The organism is Pantoea sp. PvP021 (assembly GCF_054056055.1).
The window spans coordinates 1,076,663-1,095,516 of the sequence record NZ_JBSRXX010000001.1 but is presented as its reverse complement, the minus strand read 5'-3'; the positions used below and the strand labels follow the sequence as shown (position 1 = coordinate 1,095,516).

Genomic DNA, 18,854 nt, shown 5'->3' with positions numbered 1-18,854 from the left:
TCTTCCTCATCCCCTGTCCGGAACGGATGAGGGACGTGAAGAGGCCAGTCGCACCTCATTTCAGGGAATGGCATGTTTGCATACATCATTCGCCGATTGCTGGAGATGATCCCGGTTTTGCTGGTGGTCTCGTTGCTGGTTTTCGGTTTTATCAAGCTCATGCCGGGCGACCCGGCGCGTATTTATGCCGGACCGGATGCGCCGGTTGAGGCGATCGAAGCGGCGCGTCAGCACCTCGGGCTTAACGATCCGCTGCCGCAGCAGTATCTCCACTGGATCGGCAGCCTGTTGCAGGGCGACCTGGGCACCACGTATCGCACCCAGCAACCGGTGCTGGAGGTGATCAAAGAGGGCTTTATGCCGACGCTGTGGCTCGCCTTAGCGGGTTTTACCTGGTCCGTCATTCTCGGTTTGTTATTCGGCGTTATGGCTGCACTGAAACGTGGAAGATGGCAGGACTGGACGCTGATGAGCGTGGCGGTCGGCGGCATTTCGATGCCAGCCTTCTGGCTGGGGCTGTTGCTCATCCAGTTCGTCGCGATGCCTTTTGGGCTGTTCTCGGTCAGCGGCTTTAACAGGGCCAGCGATATAGTCCTGCCCGCCATCACGCTGGGTTCGTCGGTTGCGGCGGTAATGGCGCGCTTTACCCGTTCTGCGTTTCTTGAGGTGGCGCAGGAAGATTACGTGCGTACCGCCAAAGCCAAAGGGCTGCGTAACCGCCTGGTGACGTGGAAACATGTGATGCGTAATGCGCTCATCCCGGTGATTACTATGCTGGGCTTACAGTTCGGTTTTCTGCTGGGCGGATCCATCGTGGTGGAGAGTGTTTTCAACTGGCCAGGGTTAGGCTGGTTATTGATTGAGTCGATCAAAGCACAGGATCAGCCGGTCATTCAGGCGCTGGTGATGCTGTTCGTGTTTGAATTTATTGTGATTAATCTGCTGGTCGATCTGCTTTACGCGGTGGTTAATCCGGCCATTCGTCTGCGACAGGAGCCAAAATGAGTATTCAATCGCTGACTGAAAATCCGCCTCAGATTATTCGTTCGCCGTGGCGCGATTTCCTGCATGCTCTTGTGCGGAACCCTCTGACGCTGGTCTCAGGCGGGTTTGTGCTGCTGTTGATTGTGGTGGCGATTTTTGCGCCCTGGCTGGCGCCCTGGGATCCCATGGCTCCGGACTGGATGGCGTTATCGTCGCCGCCAACGGCGGCACACTGGATGGGGACCGACGAACTCGGGCGCGACCTGCTCAGCCGCATTATCTATGGCGCGCGTATCTCGCTCTATATCGGCGTGCTGTCGGTGACGATCGGCATGCTGGTCGGGGTCATGCTGGGCTTACTGGCGGGCTATTACGGCGGTTGGGTTGATATGCTGATCATGCGCGGTGCCGACGTATTATTCGCGTTTCCCGGCATGTTGCTGGCCATTGCGGTGGTGGCGCTGCTGGGGACGGGCCTGAACAATGTCATCATCGCCGTCGCGGTATTCAGCGTGCCGGTATTTGCCCGCATCGTGCGGGCTTCGACGCTCTCTCTGAAGCAGGCTGCCTATGTTGAAGCCGTGCGCTGTGCCGGTGCACCAGACAGCGTCATTATCCTGCGGCATATTCTGCCCGGCACGCTTTCCAGCGTGATTGTCTATTTCACTATGCGCATTGGCACCAGTATTCTGACAGCCGCGGGCCTGAGTTTTATCGGACTGGGTCCGGAGCCTGACGTGCCTGAATGGGGCAATATTCTGGCGATGAGCCGAAGCATGATGATGGCCGGATCGTGGCACATGAGCGTATTTCCGGGGCTGGCGATCTTTATTACCGTGCTGGCTTTCAATCTGCTTGGGGATGCGCTGCGCGACACGCTCGATCCAAAACTCAAGGGCTGACTATGGATTTCCAACAATTGCAGCGTGAACTGCTGCTGAAACACTGGCGTGACCTGCGTCAGCTTGGGCAGCCGCGAAGCGCCTGCGGACCCACCAATCGAATCAGCGATGTTGCGGGCGTGCGTGTCGGACATTGCACGCTGAATGAAGGCGGAAAGCAGACTGGCGTAACCGCTATCGTACCGCCGGGCGACAATCTGTTTCTCACGCCGCTGCCGTGTGGGGTTGAGGTCCTGAACGGCTTTGCGAAACCCATCGGACTGATTCAGATAGAGGAGCTTGGCGTGCTTCAGACGCCGATTCTGCTCGGTAACACGCTGGCGGTCGGCACGCTGTTTACCTCGCTGGTGCGGGATGCCATCCGTCGTAACCCGAAACTGGGACGAACACTGCCCACGGTCAATCCGCTGGTGCTGGAGTGCAACGATGGCTGGCTGAATGATATCCAGGCGCTGGCCATCACTGAAGCGATGGCGCAGGAGGCGCTGCAGACGGCCTCAGCGGACTTCGCGCGCGGCAGCGTCGGCGCGGGGCGCGGGATGAGCTGTTTCAGCCTGAAAGGGGGCATCGGAACCGCCTCGCGGGTGATTCCCTCGCTCAACGCCACGCTTGGCGTGCTGGTGCTGGCCAATTTCGGCGCACTGGAGGCATTAACGCTTGATGGCGTTCGGGCTGGCGAGATGATTGCGCCGCTGCTGGCCGGGGAGACGCCGCAGCTGGATGCCGGTTCTGTCATCATCATCATGGCGACGGATGCACCGCTGGACGCACGTCAGTTAAAGCGCATCGCGAAGCGAGCCGGTGCCGGCCTGGGACGGCTGGGCAGTTACTGGGGCCACGGCTCGGGCGACATTGCGGTGGCGTTTTCAACGCAACCTCTGCCGCAACCGCCACAGGACGACACGCTGGAGCCGCTGCTTGCTGCAGCGGCAGATGCAACTGAACAGGCTGTACTGGATGCTTTGCTGAGCGCTGAGGCTGTTACCGGCTTTCGCGGTCATCATCGCCCCTCACTGACGCAGATTCTGGATAGATTAACGACATGAAAATTTTTATCTCGGCTGACATTGAAGGCATCGCGGGGGTCATGCGCCCGGAGCAATGTACACCCGGCCACCCGGAACATCAGCTGGCCCGTGGTCTGATGGAGCAGGAAGTGAATGCCGCAATTGAGGGGGCTTTTGCAGGCGGGGCAACGGAAGTGGTGGTGGCAGACAGCCATGCGCAGATGACCAATTTGCGTGCGGAAAATATCGATCCCCGCGCCCGGCTGGTGCAGGGAAAACCCCGTGTCCTGTCGATGGTGGAAGGGATAGAGCAGCAGACGTTCGACGGGCTGTTTCTGGTGGGATTTCACAGCGCAGCAGGTGAACCGGGCGTACTGGCGCATACCATCAACGGCCGGGCATTCTGGCGTATCCATATCAATGGTCTGGTGATGGGCGAAACCGATATTTATGCGGCCGCCGCCGCTGAGCACGGCACGCCATTGCTGCTGGTCACCGGCGACGATCAGTTACAGAGCTGGATTGCGGAACACTACTCAGCGGTTGAATACGTCTGTGTAAAACGCGCCATTTCGCATACCTGCGCGGAATCAATCAGCCCACAAGCGGCACAGCGTGCGATCGCTGCCGCAGCAAGCGCCGCACTGCAACATCCCCCTCAGGTGAGCACGAGCCGCCTGACGGCACCTTACGCTATGCGCCTTCAGGCCACTAAACCGGTGCTGGCCGATCTGTTCAGCCTGATCCCCGGCGTCACGCGCCTGGATGCCGTTACTGTGGCGTATCAGGCGGAGAATATGGAAACGTTAGTCAGCTTACTCAGTGCATTCTCCTATCTGGCGAGCACACAGTCATAGCGAAATTATCCCGGGCTGCATGCAACATCAGCCCGTCAAGCGCGCCGTTCCGGTTCTCCTGAAACCGCGCTGCCAGGCACACGCCTGTAGTGCGGACTGTGCATGCGTATCTTCCCTCTGACGAGTCAGGATCGCTGCTGGCTTAAATCCGCGCAACCCGTGCTGCTGACCAGCGCTCCTTTTACTGCACCACGGCAGCACGAACCCCGCTCCCTGCAGAGGCTTCAGTCAGGACTGCCGGGTACGGATGGGGGCGAGACAGGCAGCTGAGCCTGCAACGTTTTTGCGGTACAGTTTTTGCAACAGGATAATGATTGCTCTCTCACCCTCCGCCCGGACCTGATTATGCAGCCTGTCGGAGAGGCCTTCGTTTTCGGTATTCCATCCAGGGTAAATAGTCATGCGGCTCCGCCATATAGAGGTCTTTCAGGCCATCGTACAGACCGGCAGCATCAGCGCTGCGGCGCGCTTACTCAATGTTTCACAGCCGAATATCAGCCGTGTTCTGAATCATGCTGAACAGCAATTGGGATTTGCGCTGTTTGAGCGACGTATACAGGGAATGAGTGTGACGGCAGAAGGGCGACGTCTCCTGCCTGAAATAGACGATCTCTGCCAGCGCCTGCAATCTATCACCCAGCTTACCGAACAGCTGCGGCGGGGCGAAGGGCAATTAGTTCGCGTCGGCGCGGCTCACGCTTTTGGTCAGATGGTGCTGGCGCCCGCATTGGTCACCTGGCGGCAACAGATGGCCTCGGTCAGTGTCGAACTGGTCACCGAGCACTTTAGTACCTTATGCCAGATGATTCTGGATAATCAGCTCGATTTCGCGCTGGTTTTTGGTCAGCAGGTCGATGCGGATCTTCTGGCTGAACCTCTGTTTCAGTCTTCGATGGTCGCGTTGTTACCGCTCAATCATCCCCGTAATGAACCCGTTACGCTTGCGTGGTTATGCAACAATAATCTACTGATGATGCAGGCTCAGGATCCGCTTGGACGCGTACTTCACCGAGCGCTGCGCGATAAAAAACTGAATCCCGCCGTGTCGTTGTCGATTAAAACCTATTCGGTCATTGCGGATATGGTGCTGGCAGGCGGCGGCACGGGCGTCGTGGATCTCTTCACCGCCTGTCGCTATGCCGAACAGCTAAAGCTGCTACCCATAGCGCAACCCCTGCCGTTTGAAGTGATGCTGATCAGCCGCCGTGACCAGCCACAGTCGCAGTCCACTCTGCAACTTAAGCAGGTCATCCGTAACAGACTGTGGGAGATCGCCCGGCAGTGCGAAACGCAGTTTATGGGTGGCTGAATAAGTGCCGCTTTCAGGTGAAGAGCAGGGGAAGAGGGTGTGCCCAGGCAGCATCAGATTCGTTCGCTGACTTTTGCACCAGAAATCGTGGAGCCCGAACAGTGAATCTTTTTTAAGGTAATGATTCCGGCATTGTTGAGATGTGCTGACAGAGACTATTGAGACGGCGTTGAAATAAAAAATCCACGCAAATGCGTGGATTTAATTGTTTTCTGTGATGGTCATGAGATTCGGTTAAACCCCATGAGACAACAATATTTAATCAGACGTTAAACAATGATTTTCGTGGTATATTATTGATTTTTATGTTTTATTTATTTTTAATCGTTGTTTGTACTCATTATTGTACTCATTTTAAAGTCGGCTCGCATTCCTAATGTGAAGGTAACAGGTTCGACTCCTATTGTATTTACCATAAACTCAATGAGTTATAAAATCATCTACCATAAAATCCTCCCATTTTTCCTCTCGCGTACTTACTGGCGTACTTATTTAACACGGTATAGCCCCTTATCATAACTTCCCCTTCTGAGAGCGTTAGCCTCTGACCCTTGGCTGAAATCCGGTTGTTGCATATAGTGGTTGCCTGTCTGTTGATCATGAGATCGATGATGCCAAAGGTAACCCAAAGACAAAAGGTAGAGTTGACTAGGTGGTTTAAACCGGGCAACTATCTGGCGCTGAAAGACCTAACCCTCTGGGAACTGTACTATGAATTCGTTCTTAGGCGTGAAATGCATGAAAGCTATCAGGAAGCGGCTGAGTCCCCGGATGCTGAGTGGTTGCTTCCAGATGTAAACAAGAGTCAAGAAAAGCTGATTTTTGGTGGTAACCCGATACTTAGCAAAAATGTCAATTTCATTGAGTCAGAGGATTTACTTGATGATTTTCATGTAAAGCCGCTTACAGTTAAGCGGGTAAATTTGTTGATACGCAATATCAAAAAAGTGGCGGGTGTGCAATCCGACAAGCACAATATCCTGGCACCAGAACAAACAGACATGCTTGAAATGTCGTTTACTCGATTTTATCTGGAAAGTTTAACAAAAGGGGCTAAAAAATCAGCCAGCACAGGTCGTGAGATTGATTTTGCGCTTAAAAATATGTGGGAACGCCGGATAAAGAAGGCCAAGGAACAGATCTATCTGCAAATCGATCTAGGAACCTCAACGGATAGCCAGATCGTAGGTTCAATCACTCATTTGCTGCCACAATGGCGAAAGGCGATGGAAGTAAAATCACCAAAGCTCCCTTCCTATGGTTTTGGTGAAGTTATGATCCAAAAGCTGATCAACTTCAACGTGATCCCAATGCTTGACCTGATGTATTTTGCGAAGCGAAATGGCTTTAAGTATAGCGATAAGGACATAGAGCAACTCTTGTATCCCTGGGGAGTAGAAAATCCTCGTGACTATGTTCAAATCCGGGAAACCGACAGGCCGATGGCTGAAAGAGCGCTACTGGATGAATTTGATAACCTGTTTACGGCATTCATGTATAAAAAAACAGGATATATACACAAAACTATCAACGGAATCCTGCATGATATAGCTGTACAACAGGCAGCAGCCAGAAGCGATTCTGATACCACTATTGATTAAAAAAATCAAGGGATAGGCCAAAAAAACCATCCCTTGTAAACACACTAATCCCCCCTTCTACGGAAAATCGTTTTTGTCCCGTCACAATTTTTAAACACTTTAAAACCGTATACTTCTCCTCATCAACACAACACAGGAGAAAATAGTAATGAACAAAAACTGCACAACATTAATTCGCTTGCCAGAAGTAATAAAAAGAACAGGCGTCAGCAGGACAACGATTTACCGGTTAATCGATAAAAAATCTTTTCCCTCACCGATAAAAATCAGTGAAAAAATGATTGCTTTCATTGAAAGCGAAGTCAATGACTGGATTGAAAACCTGATTAATTCTTCACGCAATAAAGCAGCATAATTTAAATTAACATAAAAATAAAAGAGGTATCTATGAAAACATTAATTAAAAAAGCAACAAGAGAAATGGATAAACTGGACTGGGGTTATTTGGATATACTAGCAGAGTACTTATACACTCCGCACTGGATTGCCGATTTCGACGATAAAAATAGCAAGTTTTACAATATAATCATAATCTATCGTGATCTTGATCGATTTGGTCAGGAATCACTGAAAAGTTATCTGGCGTATAGAAAAAATAAAATCATTTCAGAGCGGTAATAATATAACAGCAGATTTTAAAAATGGTGAGTAAACGCCATATGTCTGGCGTTTGCCTGAAATAAACAATGGGAGAAACAAAGATGAAAACATTTTATATATGAAGCTTATGTTTTAAAATTGAAGTAAATGTTTTAGATGAGTTTTATGAAGAGGAACTAAGACATGCAGTGAGACGGGGTTTGGATAAATGGGTTACGGATACAGGGATCTGGAAACGGACAAACAAACAGAAAAATGCGTCTGACAAAATAACTTTGCAGGATTATTTAAATAAATATGCGATCAAGGAATCGCATGTTAACGCAGTAGAGATTAAAGTAAAGATCATTTGGGATATGCCGTGGGCTAGGCAATAATGTGGAACAGCCCGAGATGGGCTTTCTCATCGTTTTTTATACCAAAAAGTGCTACTGGGTAGTGGTAGTGGCTGAACGGCGTGCTGATTTCTACGCGGAGAATGGGGAAGAAGCTGCACAGCAGTTGAAAATCAAGAAAATGATTTGTCAGATGAAAAGGGATCGGATTTGTTGCTTGATTACGGTGAAGCGAGGTAGTCTCTGAGGAAGGTCTGTTGTGTGTCAACAGCGGACAGTGACTTCAGATTAATTTGTATAATTTTGTTATTAAATTGTAACATAGAGATAAAACAGAAATTCATTTAAGGAGTTCTTAATGCAGCCAGACGATGATTTTTTTAAACATCTTGGAACATTAAACAATGGTTCAGTTCTGCAACAAACCTACGCGACTTATAAGAATTCACCAAACAACAACTCTTTTACATTGAATGGGGCATTGAGGTCTGGGTTCAATCTCAATAATTTTACCAACCAAATAAATAACCTGAATGATATTTTTAGAGCTAAAAATAATACTCCACTGAATTTATATCGAATGACGTCCAGTGCCGAATTCACGCCAAGTGGCGCAGAGGTTGCTCTGGGGCTACCGTTCAGATACCCCGCATTTTTATCTACGACAAGAAACCCGAATGTGTTACGGGGGTTTATCCCTCAAATTGGTATACCAACCATATTAAAAATAAAGTGTCCCATAGGTATTGGCATGGTTCTTATGGAGGCGAATAACAGTTTGCCAAATGAAGAGGAAATTTTATTACAATCTTATACTGAATATAAGATCACAAATGCCAATGTAATCTTTACTCCTTCCACTATAGCTCAGTATTTAGGAAACTATCAGGGTAGTAAACACTCATGCATATATGAAATTAAAATGGACATAACTGCAAATTCATCTTGTTTAAAAAATGTAAACCCGAATGATTTTTACCTATTTTAAATATTATCGAGCACATGCCCATGATTTGTGATTCTGGATTCTGTTCCATTTTTGGATTCATCCTTTACACTTTAACATCTGCTCCTCGCTCTTAGCAGACCATACGGCTCTTCAAGAGGTCCGCTACGTGCTCAGGCTGTGTAAAAACTCGGTTTTTGCTGTATCTGAGTATTATCCCCATATCAAGAATTGTTGCTCATATAACGCCACTGCTCAGACCAAAAGGTAATCAGCAGTTTTCACACAGCCTGTGCCGAAAGCGGACGTTGACTTTTGTCATATAAACATAGGAATATGAATGATAGTAGAATGAAAAGATGTGGCCCTTGATTCCAGTTGGTTTATATTAACGAGTAATATCAATGAAACAAAACCTAACAGCATCAGATATAGAGTTAGCAAAAAGAATAAAAGAGTTGAAAGGAATAACAAGTAAGGACGGATTTGAATCAATTTTGAAGCAACTAGTTCCAGTTGAAAAAATTCCTGAAATCGAGCGGATAATAAGTGGTTTAACCCAAGAAGACGAATTTGCATTGCTTTGCAAAATGTTAAATTGTTTTAGTTCAATAACTCCATTAAATCAAACTCCAATTGTAAGCGAATTCGAACTAACCCCGGATTTTCAAGCAACTTTACACGCTGGGTCTTTTTTTTCAAATATGAGCAGCAGGCAAGCACCTCCGTTTAACTGTATGATTGAGGTGAAGAGCACGGAGAAAATGAAATTTAAGTGCAGTCGAAAAGACATAGACAAGAGAAGAAAGTTTGCGCAAAGGTTTAACCTTCCTCTTATATATGCAATAAGATTCACCTTAATTAAAGAAAATCCACTCTGGCTTATAATACCAGCTGATGATCTTTATAATAAAAATCGTGTAGATATAAATGAAGACTACGTAGACAGCTTAACTCATCTTATCTTCGATAACTATAGCATAATAGCTAACAAAACTTATACGTTTGTTAGAAAGTATTCTTTAAATAAAACTGGTATTGGCGAAATTAGCGATAAATTAGGTCATCTACAAAGCGTTCAAATTATCAGTAAGGAAGGAAAGGTTTACATCCCTCCAGATCATGACTCTTTATTGCTCGCGATGATGTATAATTTCTTTACGGTAACTAGTAGCTATATAGAAACGTATCAAGGTGAAAGTGTAGTATATTCAGGGTTTAATATGGGAACTTTTTTAACATTAGTCGATGTAGTTTACTTTTTAAACAAACTGCTCACAAATCCTGACAATAGTGATTACTACGAACCTCTCAGAGCTATTGCGAACATGGATTCAAAGACAAGTCCCACCTTCCTTATTTACCGTGATGATGTGGAAGATGTTATTCGCAGGACTAATGAATCTTGTGAAAACTTTTTCTTTTTCGGCTTGATAGGGAACCATGAAAAGAGAGTAGATAGATTATCCTCCTTAATGACATCGGTAAGAGCGTAAGTTGACTGTCAGGCGTCAGATTTGACGCTTGACAATAATTCTAGTAAATAATTTGTTCTGCATCACTTAATAAAAAATTAAGCACAGCTGATATCGTCCCTGTTGATATAAGTACTGCGGTATGACAATTCCTTTATAAAATAAAAATACGAACTTCTGCTTCTAGCTCACAACGGTCAGTCAGCCTCAACAATGGTGAGGAGTGTAGTATAACCGCTTTGTAGTTTGTTATTGGCTGATTATACTTAGAATCTGCCTATTATCAAAAAGCTCTACCAGAACCGCCTCTAGCGCTGTTGGTTGCCACATACTGGACAGGTAAAGCTCCTCCGTTCCGGTTTTGCCTGTAAGGTCTTCTCGAACTGCTACCATGACAGTGCTAAGGATCTGGTCTTTACATGACAGTAGTTTTTCTTTGTCTAAAAAGTGAAACTGATGACCGGAGAAAATCATTCTCAAGTAGTTTAGATAATTATTCTGGAACTGGTCATGGCTGATGCCATTAACCGAGTAATAACGAATAAGTGACTTTGTTATGACGTTGGCTATACAGTCTTCGTGGGTATGAATGTTTAGTATTTCGTTTATTTCATTTTTTAGCATTTTTATCTCCATTTTTTATTTTTATTTCTTCGATAAATCTGGCTCTATCTCCATTAAACACCACCGCAGGATTGATATAGTAAATGTACTTGGATTTGCTTGGTGCTATGATCTGCTTATCTATAAGCTCTTTTATTCCTCGATAAAATACAGGGTCGGATAAGTTGAAATCACACTGACTTGCTATATCTTTTGCTGTTTCAAAATTCATATAAACCTGGTCTTTACCAATCGCGTCAGAAATGGAAAAGAGAAATATGTAAAATAGCTTATTACCTGTCAGGGACAGATCAAAGAGAACACGGATTTTGGAAATGAAAAGCTTAACGAACTTCTCTTTATCAACTTCCTGTATAGAGTGAATGACACTTTCGTATCGTTCTCCCTCTGGTGATTCAAATTTTTCTCCACGAGCTACTGTTCTTCTTTTATCTTTCGTCTGGATCTCAATGCCATTTTGCAATATAAATGGGTTCTTATCATAGGTGTTTTTATTCATCATAGTTCCTTTTTTATTATTATAATATACATATATAACTACGTTTTTTGAAATGTCAAATATATTTTGAAGTATTTTCTTCATTTTAATGCTCAGGAATGAAGAGAAATACAACAAACCCGAAGAGAAAGATAACAAACCCGAAGAAAGATCTACAAACCCGAAGAAAAATCAACAAACATGAAGAAAATGACTTTTTAATGCATTGTTTTATATGAATATTTTTATCTTAAGAAGTATAAGAAATATAAGATCTAAGAGGACAAAAGGAATCCTGTGCGATCTTAATATCGCCACAATGAGATTCCGACTGGAATAAGTTTGCTTAAACTGGACGTCCCGCCAGTTTTATTTATCAGGAAAACGTTTTCCTTAATTGTTTTATTAAACCCCTGCACAACATGAGGTCGTGCCTGTGGGGTTCATGGTAGTTGAAGATCTTCTTTTATTCAGTAACAGAAGACAACAACAGAGCATTTGCTTCTTTGCCTTTTAGGGGCAACCAGCAATGCCTGTATGGGCTATATGAGTAAAATAATAGTTTTACTGAGCTACATGCTCGCTTGCTCGCCCTACGCAAAAATTAAAACCTTGGATAAATGGCTGGTCTTGATTGAGCTAACGCGCTCAATCGCTAAAACCTAGCTCTCGCCCTTTTTATTTAAATTGTGAGGACGTTTTTCTTCACCTGATAAAGTGATTTACTTCATTTATATAGTCAGAAATGAAGAAAAGTCTTCACGCGATGAAGAAAATGGTTTCAACAGCAAACTCATGCTATTTAAGTCGTCAGTGCGCGTGAGCGCATAGCGATTTTGCTGACAGCAGGAAGCAAAAACAAGACAGCTTCCTTTATCAAAGGGGTTTGATTTTGAAGCAGTATATGAGCAAACTAATGTGCTGCATTGAAAAACTAATTAAATAACAAACCATTATTCCCTGGTCTGCTGGTTGCCCCTAAAAGGCAAATAAGCAGAGTCCAGGATTTTGTGTTCTGATTATAAAATAAAAGAGAAGTAATGAATATTAACCCCAATGACACGGCACAACAGCCGTGTTGGGTTACTTAAAATGAAAGAAAACAATCTTTTTTCACTTTATAAAATCAATAAAGAACATCTCTCGCTTCGCTCTATAATAATAATGAAGAAGAAAACTGCTTTCAGGCCAGATATAACTTAAAACCAAGTCCGCGATCTCGGGAGTTAAAGTCCGCGGTTTGAGGACTTTAATCAACAATCATTCTCATCATGAAAAGAAAACTTCATTTTTATTCAAAATTTTGATACTTCAAATGTCAGGTGATGAAAATCAATATATTATTTAAAAATAATAACAAGAATAAAAGTAAAGAAAAATGACATGAGAGGGATAAACTCATGGTTGTAAATGAAAATACAGGAGAGCACCTGGGAGGTGCGGGTTTTTTTCAGTATCAGGAAGTAGATGAAACACAATTTTTAAAACTCTATGTAAATGGCGTTAAAGCTATTACGGAATTGTCTTCCGCAGGAACAAAGGTTTTTGAAATACTGTACAGGGCAATGCAGGATAAAAAGGATATAGATACAATTTTAATGTCGTATGACATTGTAGATAAAACGATTGTTAAAATATCCAGAACGACTTATTTTAAAAGTATGAAAGAGTTGGTTGAGAAAAGTTTCATTACTGAAACTATGATCCAGAATTTTTACTTCATTAAACCTGATTTAATATTCAATGGTGATCGCCTGTCATTTGTTAAATCTTATATTAAATGCAAATCGAAAAATTTAAAGCTAAACAAAAGCCCTTGTTAATGTAAAAACTGTAGCTTAATATATTGTCTATATTAAGGTACAGTTCAATTTACTACGTTAGTTTTTTTATTGAATATAGAGGTGTTTTACAAAAATGCCGTTTCACTACTGCCAATTTTTTCTACATTTCCATTTATCATTTTTACACCAATTCCATGTTCACTATCAATTTTTGTTGAGAACATAAAACCATATTCATTTTCTTTGTCTGGGAAAATGTACAGTTTTATAAGTTTAAGATCAGATGGTTCTTGATTGTAAATTTTGATACAATACTCATGAGCTGCTTTTTGAATTTTTTGTAAAAACTCATTTTGATGATTAATTAAATAAAGTATATCATCTTTCATCTTTTTATCTGATAATTCAGATTCAAGATTAACACATTGTACTTCATCCGGACCGAATGCTTTCAACTTCAAATCGACAGCAATACCTTCATCATCTTCATAAAATTTTAAGTCTTCTGATTGCATAATGTGCCTCACTATTTACAATTCAATGATTTTGCAGTTTTCTTGGCTTCAAGTGATTCATATTTAACACCATGATACTGTTCGTATTGGCTCACTGAGCCGGAGTGAGGGAAAGTGGCTTCATGAGCGCTTGTGTCTACAAGTTGCATGGTAGAAGTATTCGTTATGGGATCATAATCATTTAAATGGTGCCAGGTATAGCCATCTGGATGCGATTTACCTGTAATATTCCCAACTGAGTTTTTGTAATTTGCCAATTCGTTTGCTGCCTTAAAGTCGCCATAACGACTGCCTGTCATTGGTATTTTTACAATATTTTCACCATGAGGATAAAGTGCATCACTTCCTGAGAAATCGACCCCAGGATATCTTGACAGTCCCCACGGATCAATCCAACCCAGCGGATTCGATGCATACTGATAAAGATTCCAGCCTCCCAGTAATCCTATGGGGTCTTGTACCGTAAAGCGTCCAATCTGAGGATCGTAATACCTGAAAAGATTATAGTGCAGACCCGTTTCACTGTCCGCGTACTGCCCGGCATAGCGCAGTGGCTGATGAGTGATGGTAGTTTGTTGTGCGAGTCTGTGAAAACCTTCTGTTTGACGGGTAACCTCACCAAAACTGTCGTAATGACCGCTCCACCGGAGCTGTCCCTGTTCATCGGTCATATCCAGCGGTGCACCGTTTAGATCGGTGCTGAACCAGAGAATCTCTCCGCTAATTTCTTCACTCAAATGTTCAACACGCGCCAGCGGGCTGTATGCTTCGTTCGGATCGTAAACATATGTCTGGCACTGCCCGTTTTGCTGCTGCTCCTGCAACAGTCGCAGGCCCTGCCAGAGGAAGCGGGTCTCAGCGTTGCCACGCTGCGTGGTGACCGTTTTACGGATGCGTCGGCCTAGCGCATCATAATGATAGAGCGCGGTAAACCGGCCTTCTGGTCCATTGCCCCCGGCCTGTATGAGGCGGTTTTCCGCGTCGTATACATAATGCTGTTCATACAGACCACTTCGGCGACTGACGAGGTTACCCCACCAGTCGTATTTCATAAACAGGTTCTGCCAGTGCGCCAGGCGGTTATTCCTCAGAGGCAGGGCAGGGAGGTCATTATCCGGCAGCAGGTTATCCGCAGCGTCGTATTGGAACCTCCTGTTACTGTGGTCCGGGCGGGCTTCGTAGTGGCTGAGAAGACGACCTTCCTCATCATAGCCATAAATTGTGTTGCCTCGCAGCGTGTCACTGACGTCAGACAGTTCTCCCCGCCCGGTATAGTTGAAGGCGCGTTCTAAGATTGTCTGTTCCGGCAGGTCGGGTGTGAAGCTGCGCTGCCGGGTACGTCTGCCCAGACTGTCATACTGGCGGGTCTGTTCACGGGTTCCCTGAGTGCGGGCCACCTCCCTGTGAAGGCGGTCGCGGGTAAATTCAGAGATGATTTGCTGACCGAACCGGATGGCACTGACGTGGCCGGAACCGTAATGCAGCCAGCTTATCTGCTGGCCCCCAGGCAGGGTCAGCGCGGTGAGGTTGTCAAGGGCGTCATAGTGGTAATGCAGCTCACCATTACTGCCCCGTTCACCGAGCAGTTTTCCTGCCGCGTCAAAGGTAAACTGAATCTCATCTTCTTCGATTCCAAGTGCTGTACCATCGGTGGTTGGCTTGCGCGTCAGGCCGGTAAGCTGCCCGCTGTTGTTACGCTGGTAATGGTACTGAGCATCGCGTGTAGTGCGTGTTGTCAGCAGGCCGCTGCTGTCATAGCTGAACTGTTGAGCGCGTCGCGGGAGACCGCCATCGTCGTCAGATCTGCCGCTTTCCATAAGCGTGGTGAGCAGCCCTCGTACGTTCCATTCCATCTGACGGATGGTGTCGTCCGGGCGGACTTCGCTCAGTGGGTGGCCTGTCGGGTCATATGTAAAACGGTACTCGCCACCGTTGCCGTTTTCCAGACGCAGCAGATTGCCTCTCGTGTCATGGTGCCAGCGGCGGGTTCGTCCCGTGCGGTCGGTAACGCTTTCTGGCAGTCCAAGCGCGGAATACTGCCAGCGAACCTCACTTTCCAGCGGGTCTCGCCAGGCCGCAAGTTGCCCGTGCTCGTTCCATCGTAACGTTTCATGACTGCCATCGGCCCGAATTACGGCGGTAAGCTGGCCTGCATCGTTCCATTCGCGGCGTGTGAGGTTGCCTTCTGCGTCCTCACTGGTGATAAGCTGACCAAAGCGGTCATACGTAAAGCGGGTCACGCTACCGGAGCAGTCAGTGCGTTGCGTCAGCAATCCCTGACGGTTCCATTCCAGCAACACATCACCGCCCCTCGCATCGGTGATGCGATCCGGTAGCGTTTCTTCGTCGTCAGGATAATGGTATGTGGTTATATGACTCAGTGCGTCGCTTTCCGACAGCAGGCGACCGTTTAAATCATACACAGACTGTGTGGCTGTTGAATCCGGGAAAACCGTGCGGGTAATGCGATCAGTGTTTCTGAACCAGTAGTACTCAGTGGTGCGTCCTGCCGGGTCAGTTTCTGACGTGAGGCGGCCATAACGGTCCCAATGACTGCGCCGCATGGCTCCATCGGGCAGGATAATGTTGCACAACTCGCCATCACGACAGACGAAGCCGGTCTGGCGACCGTCATAATCTGTGAAATGTGCAACATTGTCATCGTCGTCAACCAGCCAGTGTGCCTGTGCGCCATCTTCGCGGATGGCGCGGCGGGTGCCGTTTTCAAAATCGTACTCAAAATCAAGCTGCTCGCCCGCGCTGTTACGGTATGCCACCACGCGCGGCAGACCATCAATGTTCCGCCACAGGTATTCATTCAGAAGCCCGTTGCTGTCCTCATGGCTGCGCAGTAAATCCGTACCGTCCCCGTCGTCATACCAGCTGAAACGGCGGCGTACCTGACCGCCACGTCCGATGACGCTAATCAGCCGGGCCTTATCATCGTAGCCGTAGCTGACCAGGCAGATTTCATCATCCAGCCAGGCTCCGGTCAGGCAAACCTGTTTACTGACAGTTGTGTAGCGGCAGACCACGCGCTGCCCGGCACTGTCGGTGAGCGCATGCAGGGTATGGTCGTCGTTCCAGTCAAAAAGAATATCGTTACCACAGGGTTCGGTGAGTCGCTGCGGCATGGAAGGGGAATTGTCCCGCAGGGATGAGTAATACCAGCGTTCGCCGCTGATGTCATACACTGACCAGCTGTCATCCTGATGGTGTTCAAGCCAGCGCTTCTCCGGTTCACAGAAGGTTCGCTGTCCTTTTGGCACGAGAGGAAAGGACACATAATCGCCGGACGGTGCACGCCACACCAGCCCATCCTGATATTTTTCCAGTCGGGTTTCCCAGAAAAGTGACCAGCCACGGCCCAGTACACTGTCGCCGGGATTGCCACTGCGCCAGTAACGCTGCCAGACAACCGGCAGACGGGACGGTAATATAAAGTCCAGATCTTCATCACCAGAGAGAAACTTCTGGCCGCTGACAATATCCACCGGGCGGGCGATAATCCCCACGGCGGCTGCGCTGGTCATCAGCACGCCAGCGCGGCAGGCGACACGGGCCAGTTTGTTGATACCCGGGATTTTACTGAACAGTCTTCCCAGCGCACCGACTTTTCCTGCCGCTCCGCCCGCTCCACCGAGCAATCCTGCAAATAACAGCGTCAGGTCGGAGGCTTTATAGAGCCATTCCGGGACTTCTGACTGTATCGGCAGTGTCTGTTCCGGCTCACCGCCGATAATCACATCTGCGGAACCGGTCATGACCTTTCCACCACAGGTAGTCTGATCGCCGAGACGGGCAGCAGGCAGGCCATTGATGTACACGCGTGAGGAGCCTTCGGCCATCTGCTGTGAGCCAGCATCCCTGGCACATTCCACCATGCTGTCGGTGGCAAGGGCGGCAGGTCTGCCATTAATGAACACGTTATGAGAGCCGGTGGCAATAACGCCTTCCTTCTCCATACTGGCGGCCCCGGCATCCGCCATGCTGTCCCTGGCCTTCGTTGCAAGTTCGCCCGTAAAATACCCCACCGCCAGGCTGGCACCGACCAGAAGCACACCAATGCCCAGGCATGACGCACCGATACCGGCAATCATCAATGCCCCGGCGGCGATACCCCCTGCTGCGGCAATCAGTCCACCGACAATCGTTCCGGCAATCATCCCTGCCAGCGCATGAGAATGGTCGATATCATCACCCACGCGTGCCGCTTCGAACATAACAACGTTCCTTAATTGTCAGGTGTTAAAAGAAAAGCTGGCAAGCAGCGCATGGAACTGTTGACTGTCTCCGTCCGTCAGTATCGCGGTGCAGGACACAGTGAACACCAGAATATGGTTTGTAGACGTGTTAAATACCGCCTGTTGCTGGAAGACCCGTTTACCGTCACGCAGATAGCTGGCATGCACACATTCACCCTGCAAGAGGTTATTGCCGAGCACAGCTGGCACCCGTTCCGTTTGATTCCAGCCTTTCAGATGCTTCTGCATCAGCGTTAACTGCCGGTCAATATAACCTGACAGCGTCTCGTCATCATTCATCGAATCGCGGGAGATGTTAAAAGCAGGCTTATTCTCACCGGGAAGGGTGAAGACATTAACGGTACGATCCTGATAGTGATCAGGAAGGGTGATGTGGCCTTCGGTAAAAACGCAGAGAGGGAGATTTTCAGACATTGAGCAGCTTCCGTATGCATCAGGGCGGTTTAAGTGTGCCATAGGGGCAGGCAGCATTCTATATGAAGGTTTCATTTACTTACGGAAGTTGCGTGTTTTGAGGTCAGTACCTTTTAGAAGCAGACTGGTTCAGCAAATGCCTGTCCCCGCAGAGTGCAAAGTACTCAACTAATCACAAAATTCATCAACTTATTGATCTGTAAAATCGATCAATGCATTTATTTTGATAGATTATATCGATTAATAAAGCTTTATCGATCGATTATTAATTGTCTAAATCGATCGATATGGTTTTTTTGATAGTTTTTAACTATTATGTGTTATGGATTTGATCGATAAAAACGATATGACACTGCCTTTCTTCAGATCAATTATATCAATTACTTAGAGTTGAACTGGCGAGGAAAAGAGCATGTCTGAATGTCCATTTTGCGGTACAGAAGTGCAGGAGCGTGTGTCAGTGTGCAGGGGATGTGGTGCTGAGAGAGTTAAAGGTTATGTCAGCCAGCAAACGATAATGTTTTTAGCGATAACAGGGACGATATTAGGTATCCCGACAGCCTTCTTCATTGCTTTTGCTACTCATTCGACACCGCTCATGGTCATTGTCTTGCTTGCAATGATGCTCGGCCCTGTTCTGTTTCTGAAATTAAAGAATAAAGACAAGATCTCCTGGATTAGACCCACAGCTCGTTAACTTTGCCAGTATCAGGGAAAACCAATGACTCACTACTTAAGAAAAACAATGTCTGGATGGT

General features: G+C 46.9%; 16 protein-coding genes and 1 pseudogene. 12 read left to right on the top strand and 5 right to left on the bottom strand.

Annotation, left to right across the window (positions count from 1 at the left end):
• Positions 1–72: 72 nt before the first annotated feature.
• From ACVKSX_RS05025 to ACVKSX_RS04980, 10 genes are all read left to right on the top strand, one after another.
• Positions 73–1,005: an ABC transporter permease gene (locus tag ACVKSX_RS05025; protein ID WP_060680040.1), complete on the top strand. Its 933-nt coding sequence runs from the start codon at positions 73–75 to the stop codon at positions 1,003–1,005.
• Positions 1,002–1,886 (top strand): ABC transporter permease subunit, encoded by an 885-nt coding sequence (locus ACVKSX_RS05020; protein ID WP_354438455.1) that lies wholly within the window; start codon positions 1,002–1,004, stop codon positions 1,884–1,886. Before ACVKSX_RS05025 ends, ACVKSX_RS05020 begins: the two co-directional genes overlap by 4 nt.
• A gap of 2 nt (positions 1,887–1,888) precedes the next feature.
• Positions 1,889–2,932 carry a DmpA family aminopeptidase gene (locus ACVKSX_RS05015; RefSeq protein WP_354438454.1) on the top strand — a complete coding sequence of 348 codons (1,044 nt, stop codon included), beginning with the start codon at positions 1,889–1,891 and terminating at the stop codon, positions 2,930–2,932.
• The gene (locus ACVKSX_RS05010) at positions 2,929–3,750 is read left to right on the top strand and encodes a M55 family metallopeptidase (protein WP_354438453.1); all 822 of its coding nucleotides are present in this window, start codon (positions 2,929–2,931) and stop codon (positions 3,748–3,750) included. Before ACVKSX_RS05015 ends, ACVKSX_RS05010 begins: the two co-directional genes overlap by 4 nt.
• A gap of 400 nt (positions 3,751–4,150) precedes the next feature.
• Positions 4,151–5,059 carry a LysR family transcriptional regulator gene (locus tag ACVKSX_RS05005; RefSeq protein ID WP_033757411.1) on the top strand — a complete coding sequence of 303 codons (909 nt, stop codon included), beginning with the start codon at positions 4,151–4,153 and terminating at the stop codon, positions 5,057–5,059.
• A gap of 608 nt (positions 5,060–5,667) precedes the next feature.
• Entirely contained in the window at positions 5,668–6,660 is a 993-nt protein-coding gene (locus ACVKSX_RS05000; protein ID WP_354438452.1) for a DUF6387 family protein, read from the top strand.
• A 148-nt stretch (positions 6,661–6,808) separates the two neighbouring features.
• Positions 6,809–7,015: a helix-turn-helix transcriptional regulator gene (locus tag ACVKSX_RS04995; RefSeq protein WP_105077413.1), complete on the top strand. Its 207-nt coding sequence runs from the start codon at positions 6,809–6,811 to the stop codon at positions 7,013–7,015.
• A 32-nt stretch (positions 7,016–7,047) separates the two neighbouring features.
• Entirely contained in the window at positions 7,048–7,278 is a 231-nt protein-coding gene (locus tag ACVKSX_RS04990) for a hypothetical protein (protein WP_324028517.1), read from the top strand.
• A gap of 675 nt (positions 7,279–7,953) precedes the next feature.
• The gene (locus ACVKSX_RS04985; RefSeq protein WP_354438451.1) at positions 7,954–8,583 is read left to right on the top strand and encodes an ADP-ribosyltransferase; all 630 of its coding nucleotides are present in this window, start codon (positions 7,954–7,956) and stop codon (positions 8,581–8,583) included.
• A gap of 362 nt (positions 8,584–8,945) precedes the next feature.
• Positions 8,946–10,037: a hypothetical protein gene (locus ACVKSX_RS04980; protein WP_354438450.1), complete on the top strand. Its 1,092-nt coding sequence runs from the start codon at positions 8,946–8,948 to the stop codon at positions 10,035–10,037.
• 228 nt (positions 10,038–10,265) lie between these two features.
• Here ACVKSX_RS04980 and ACVKSX_RS04975 read toward each other — a convergent pair whose 3' ends face one another.
• Positions 10,266–10,640, bottom strand: a complete 375-nt coding sequence (locus ACVKSX_RS04975; RefSeq protein ID WP_354438449.1) for a hypothetical protein — start codon at positions 10,638–10,640, stop codon at positions 10,266–10,268.
• On the bottom strand, positions 10,627–11,223 hold the full coding sequence (locus ACVKSX_RS04970) for a hypothetical protein (protein ID WP_354438448.1): 597 nt from the start codon (positions 11,221–11,223) through the stop codon (positions 10,627–10,629). Before ACVKSX_RS04970 ends, ACVKSX_RS04975 begins: the two co-directional genes overlap by 14 nt.
• 1,283 nt (positions 11,224–12,506) lie before the next feature.
• Between ACVKSX_RS04970 and ACVKSX_RS04965 the strand changes: the two are divergent.
• Positions 12,507–12,941, top strand: a pseudogene (locus tag ACVKSX_RS04965) (replication protein); the annotation flags it as partial.
• 86 nt (positions 12,942–13,027) lie between these two features.
• Here ACVKSX_RS04965 and ACVKSX_RS04960 read toward each other — a convergent pair.
• The 3 genes from ACVKSX_RS04960 to ACVKSX_RS04950 are packed head-to-tail and all read right to left on the bottom strand — an operon-like array spanning position 13,028 to position 18,096.
• Complete coding sequence (locus ACVKSX_RS04960; protein ID WP_354438447.1) at positions 13,028–13,417, bottom strand: DUF6985 domain-containing protein; 390 nt, start codon at positions 13,415–13,417, stop codon at positions 13,028–13,030.
• A gap of 11 nt (positions 13,418–13,428) precedes the next feature.
• On the bottom strand, positions 13,429–17,640 hold the full coding sequence (locus ACVKSX_RS04955; RefSeq protein WP_354438446.1) for an RHS repeat-associated core domain-containing protein: 4,212 nt from the start codon (positions 17,638–17,640) through the stop codon (positions 13,429–13,431).
• Between the two features lie 18 nt (positions 17,641–17,658).
• Positions 17,659–18,096 (bottom strand): DUF1795 domain-containing protein, encoded by a 438-nt coding sequence (locus ACVKSX_RS04950; RefSeq protein ID WP_354438445.1) that lies wholly within the window; start codon positions 18,094–18,096, stop codon positions 17,659–17,661.
• A gap of 412 nt (positions 18,097–18,508) precedes the next feature.
• Here ACVKSX_RS04950 and ACVKSX_RS04945 point away from each other — a divergent pair, with 412 nt between their 5' ends.
• Positions 18,509–18,793 carry a hypothetical protein gene (locus ACVKSX_RS04945; RefSeq protein WP_354438444.1) on the top strand — a complete coding sequence of 95 codons (285 nt, stop codon included), beginning with the start codon at positions 18,509–18,511 and terminating at the stop codon, positions 18,791–18,793.
• Positions 18,794–18,854: the final 61 nt, after the last annotated feature.

What these genes read in the sequence shown, in the direction of transcription:
- ACVKSX_RS05025 (WP_060680040.1), top strand. Translation starts at nt 73, where the DNA reads ATGTTTGCATACATCATTCGCCGATTGCTGGAGATGATCCCGGTTTTG.
- ACVKSX_RS05020 (WP_354438455.1), top strand. Translation starts at nt 1,002, where the DNA reads ATGAGTATTCAATCGCTGACTGAAAATCCGCCTCAGATTATTCGTTCG.
- ACVKSX_RS05015 (WP_354438454.1), top strand. Translation starts at nt 1,889, where the DNA reads ATGGATTTCCAACAATTGCAGCGTGAACTGCTGCTGAAACACTGGCGT.
- ACVKSX_RS05010 (WP_354438453.1), top strand. Translation starts at nt 2,929, where the DNA reads ATGAAAATTTTTATCTCGGCTGACATTGAAGGCATCGCGGGGGTCATG.
- ACVKSX_RS05005 (WP_033757411.1), top strand. Translation starts at nt 4,151, where the DNA reads ATGCGGCTCCGCCATATAGAGGTCTTTCAGGCCATCGTACAGACCGGC.
- ACVKSX_RS05000 (WP_354438452.1), top strand. Translation starts at nt 5,668, where the DNA reads ATGATGCCAAAGGTAACCCAAAGACAAAAGGTAGAGTTGACTAGGTGG.
- ACVKSX_RS04995 (WP_105077413.1), top strand. Translation starts at nt 6,809, where the DNA reads ATGAACAAAAACTGCACAACATTAATTCGCTTGCCAGAAGTAATAAAA.
- ACVKSX_RS04990 (WP_324028517.1), top strand. Translation starts at nt 7,048, where the DNA reads ATGAAAACATTAATTAAAAAAGCAACAAGAGAAATGGATAAACTGGAC.
- ACVKSX_RS04985 (WP_354438451.1), top strand. Translation starts at nt 7,954, where the DNA reads ATGCAGCCAGACGATGATTTTTTTAAACATCTTGGAACATTAAACAAT.
- ACVKSX_RS04980 (WP_354438450.1), top strand. Translation starts at nt 8,946, where the DNA reads ATGAAACAAAACCTAACAGCATCAGATATAGAGTTAGCAAAAAGAATA.
- ACVKSX_RS04975 (WP_354438449.1), bottom strand. Translation starts at nt 10,640, where the DNA reads ATGCTAAAAAATGAAATAAACGAAATACTAAACATTCATACCCACGAA.
- ACVKSX_RS04970 (WP_354438448.1), bottom strand. Translation starts at nt 11,223, where the DNA reads ATGAAGAAAATACTTCAAAATATATTTGACATTTCAAAAAACGTAGTT.
- ACVKSX_RS04960 (WP_354438447.1), bottom strand. Translation starts at nt 13,417, where the DNA reads ATGCAATCAGAAGACTTAAAATTTTATGAAGATGATGAAGGTATTGCT.
- ACVKSX_RS04955 (WP_354438446.1), bottom strand. Translation starts at nt 17,640, where the DNA reads ATGTTCGAAGCGGCACGCGTGGGTGATGATATCGACCATTCTCATGCG.
- ACVKSX_RS04950 (WP_354438445.1), bottom strand. Translation starts at nt 18,096, where the DNA reads ATGTCTGAAAATCTCCCTCTCTGCGTTTTTACCGAAGGCCACATCACC.
- ACVKSX_RS04945 (WP_354438444.1), top strand. Translation starts at nt 18,509, where the DNA reads ATGTCTGAATGTCCATTTTGCGGTACAGAAGTGCAGGAGCGTGTGTCA.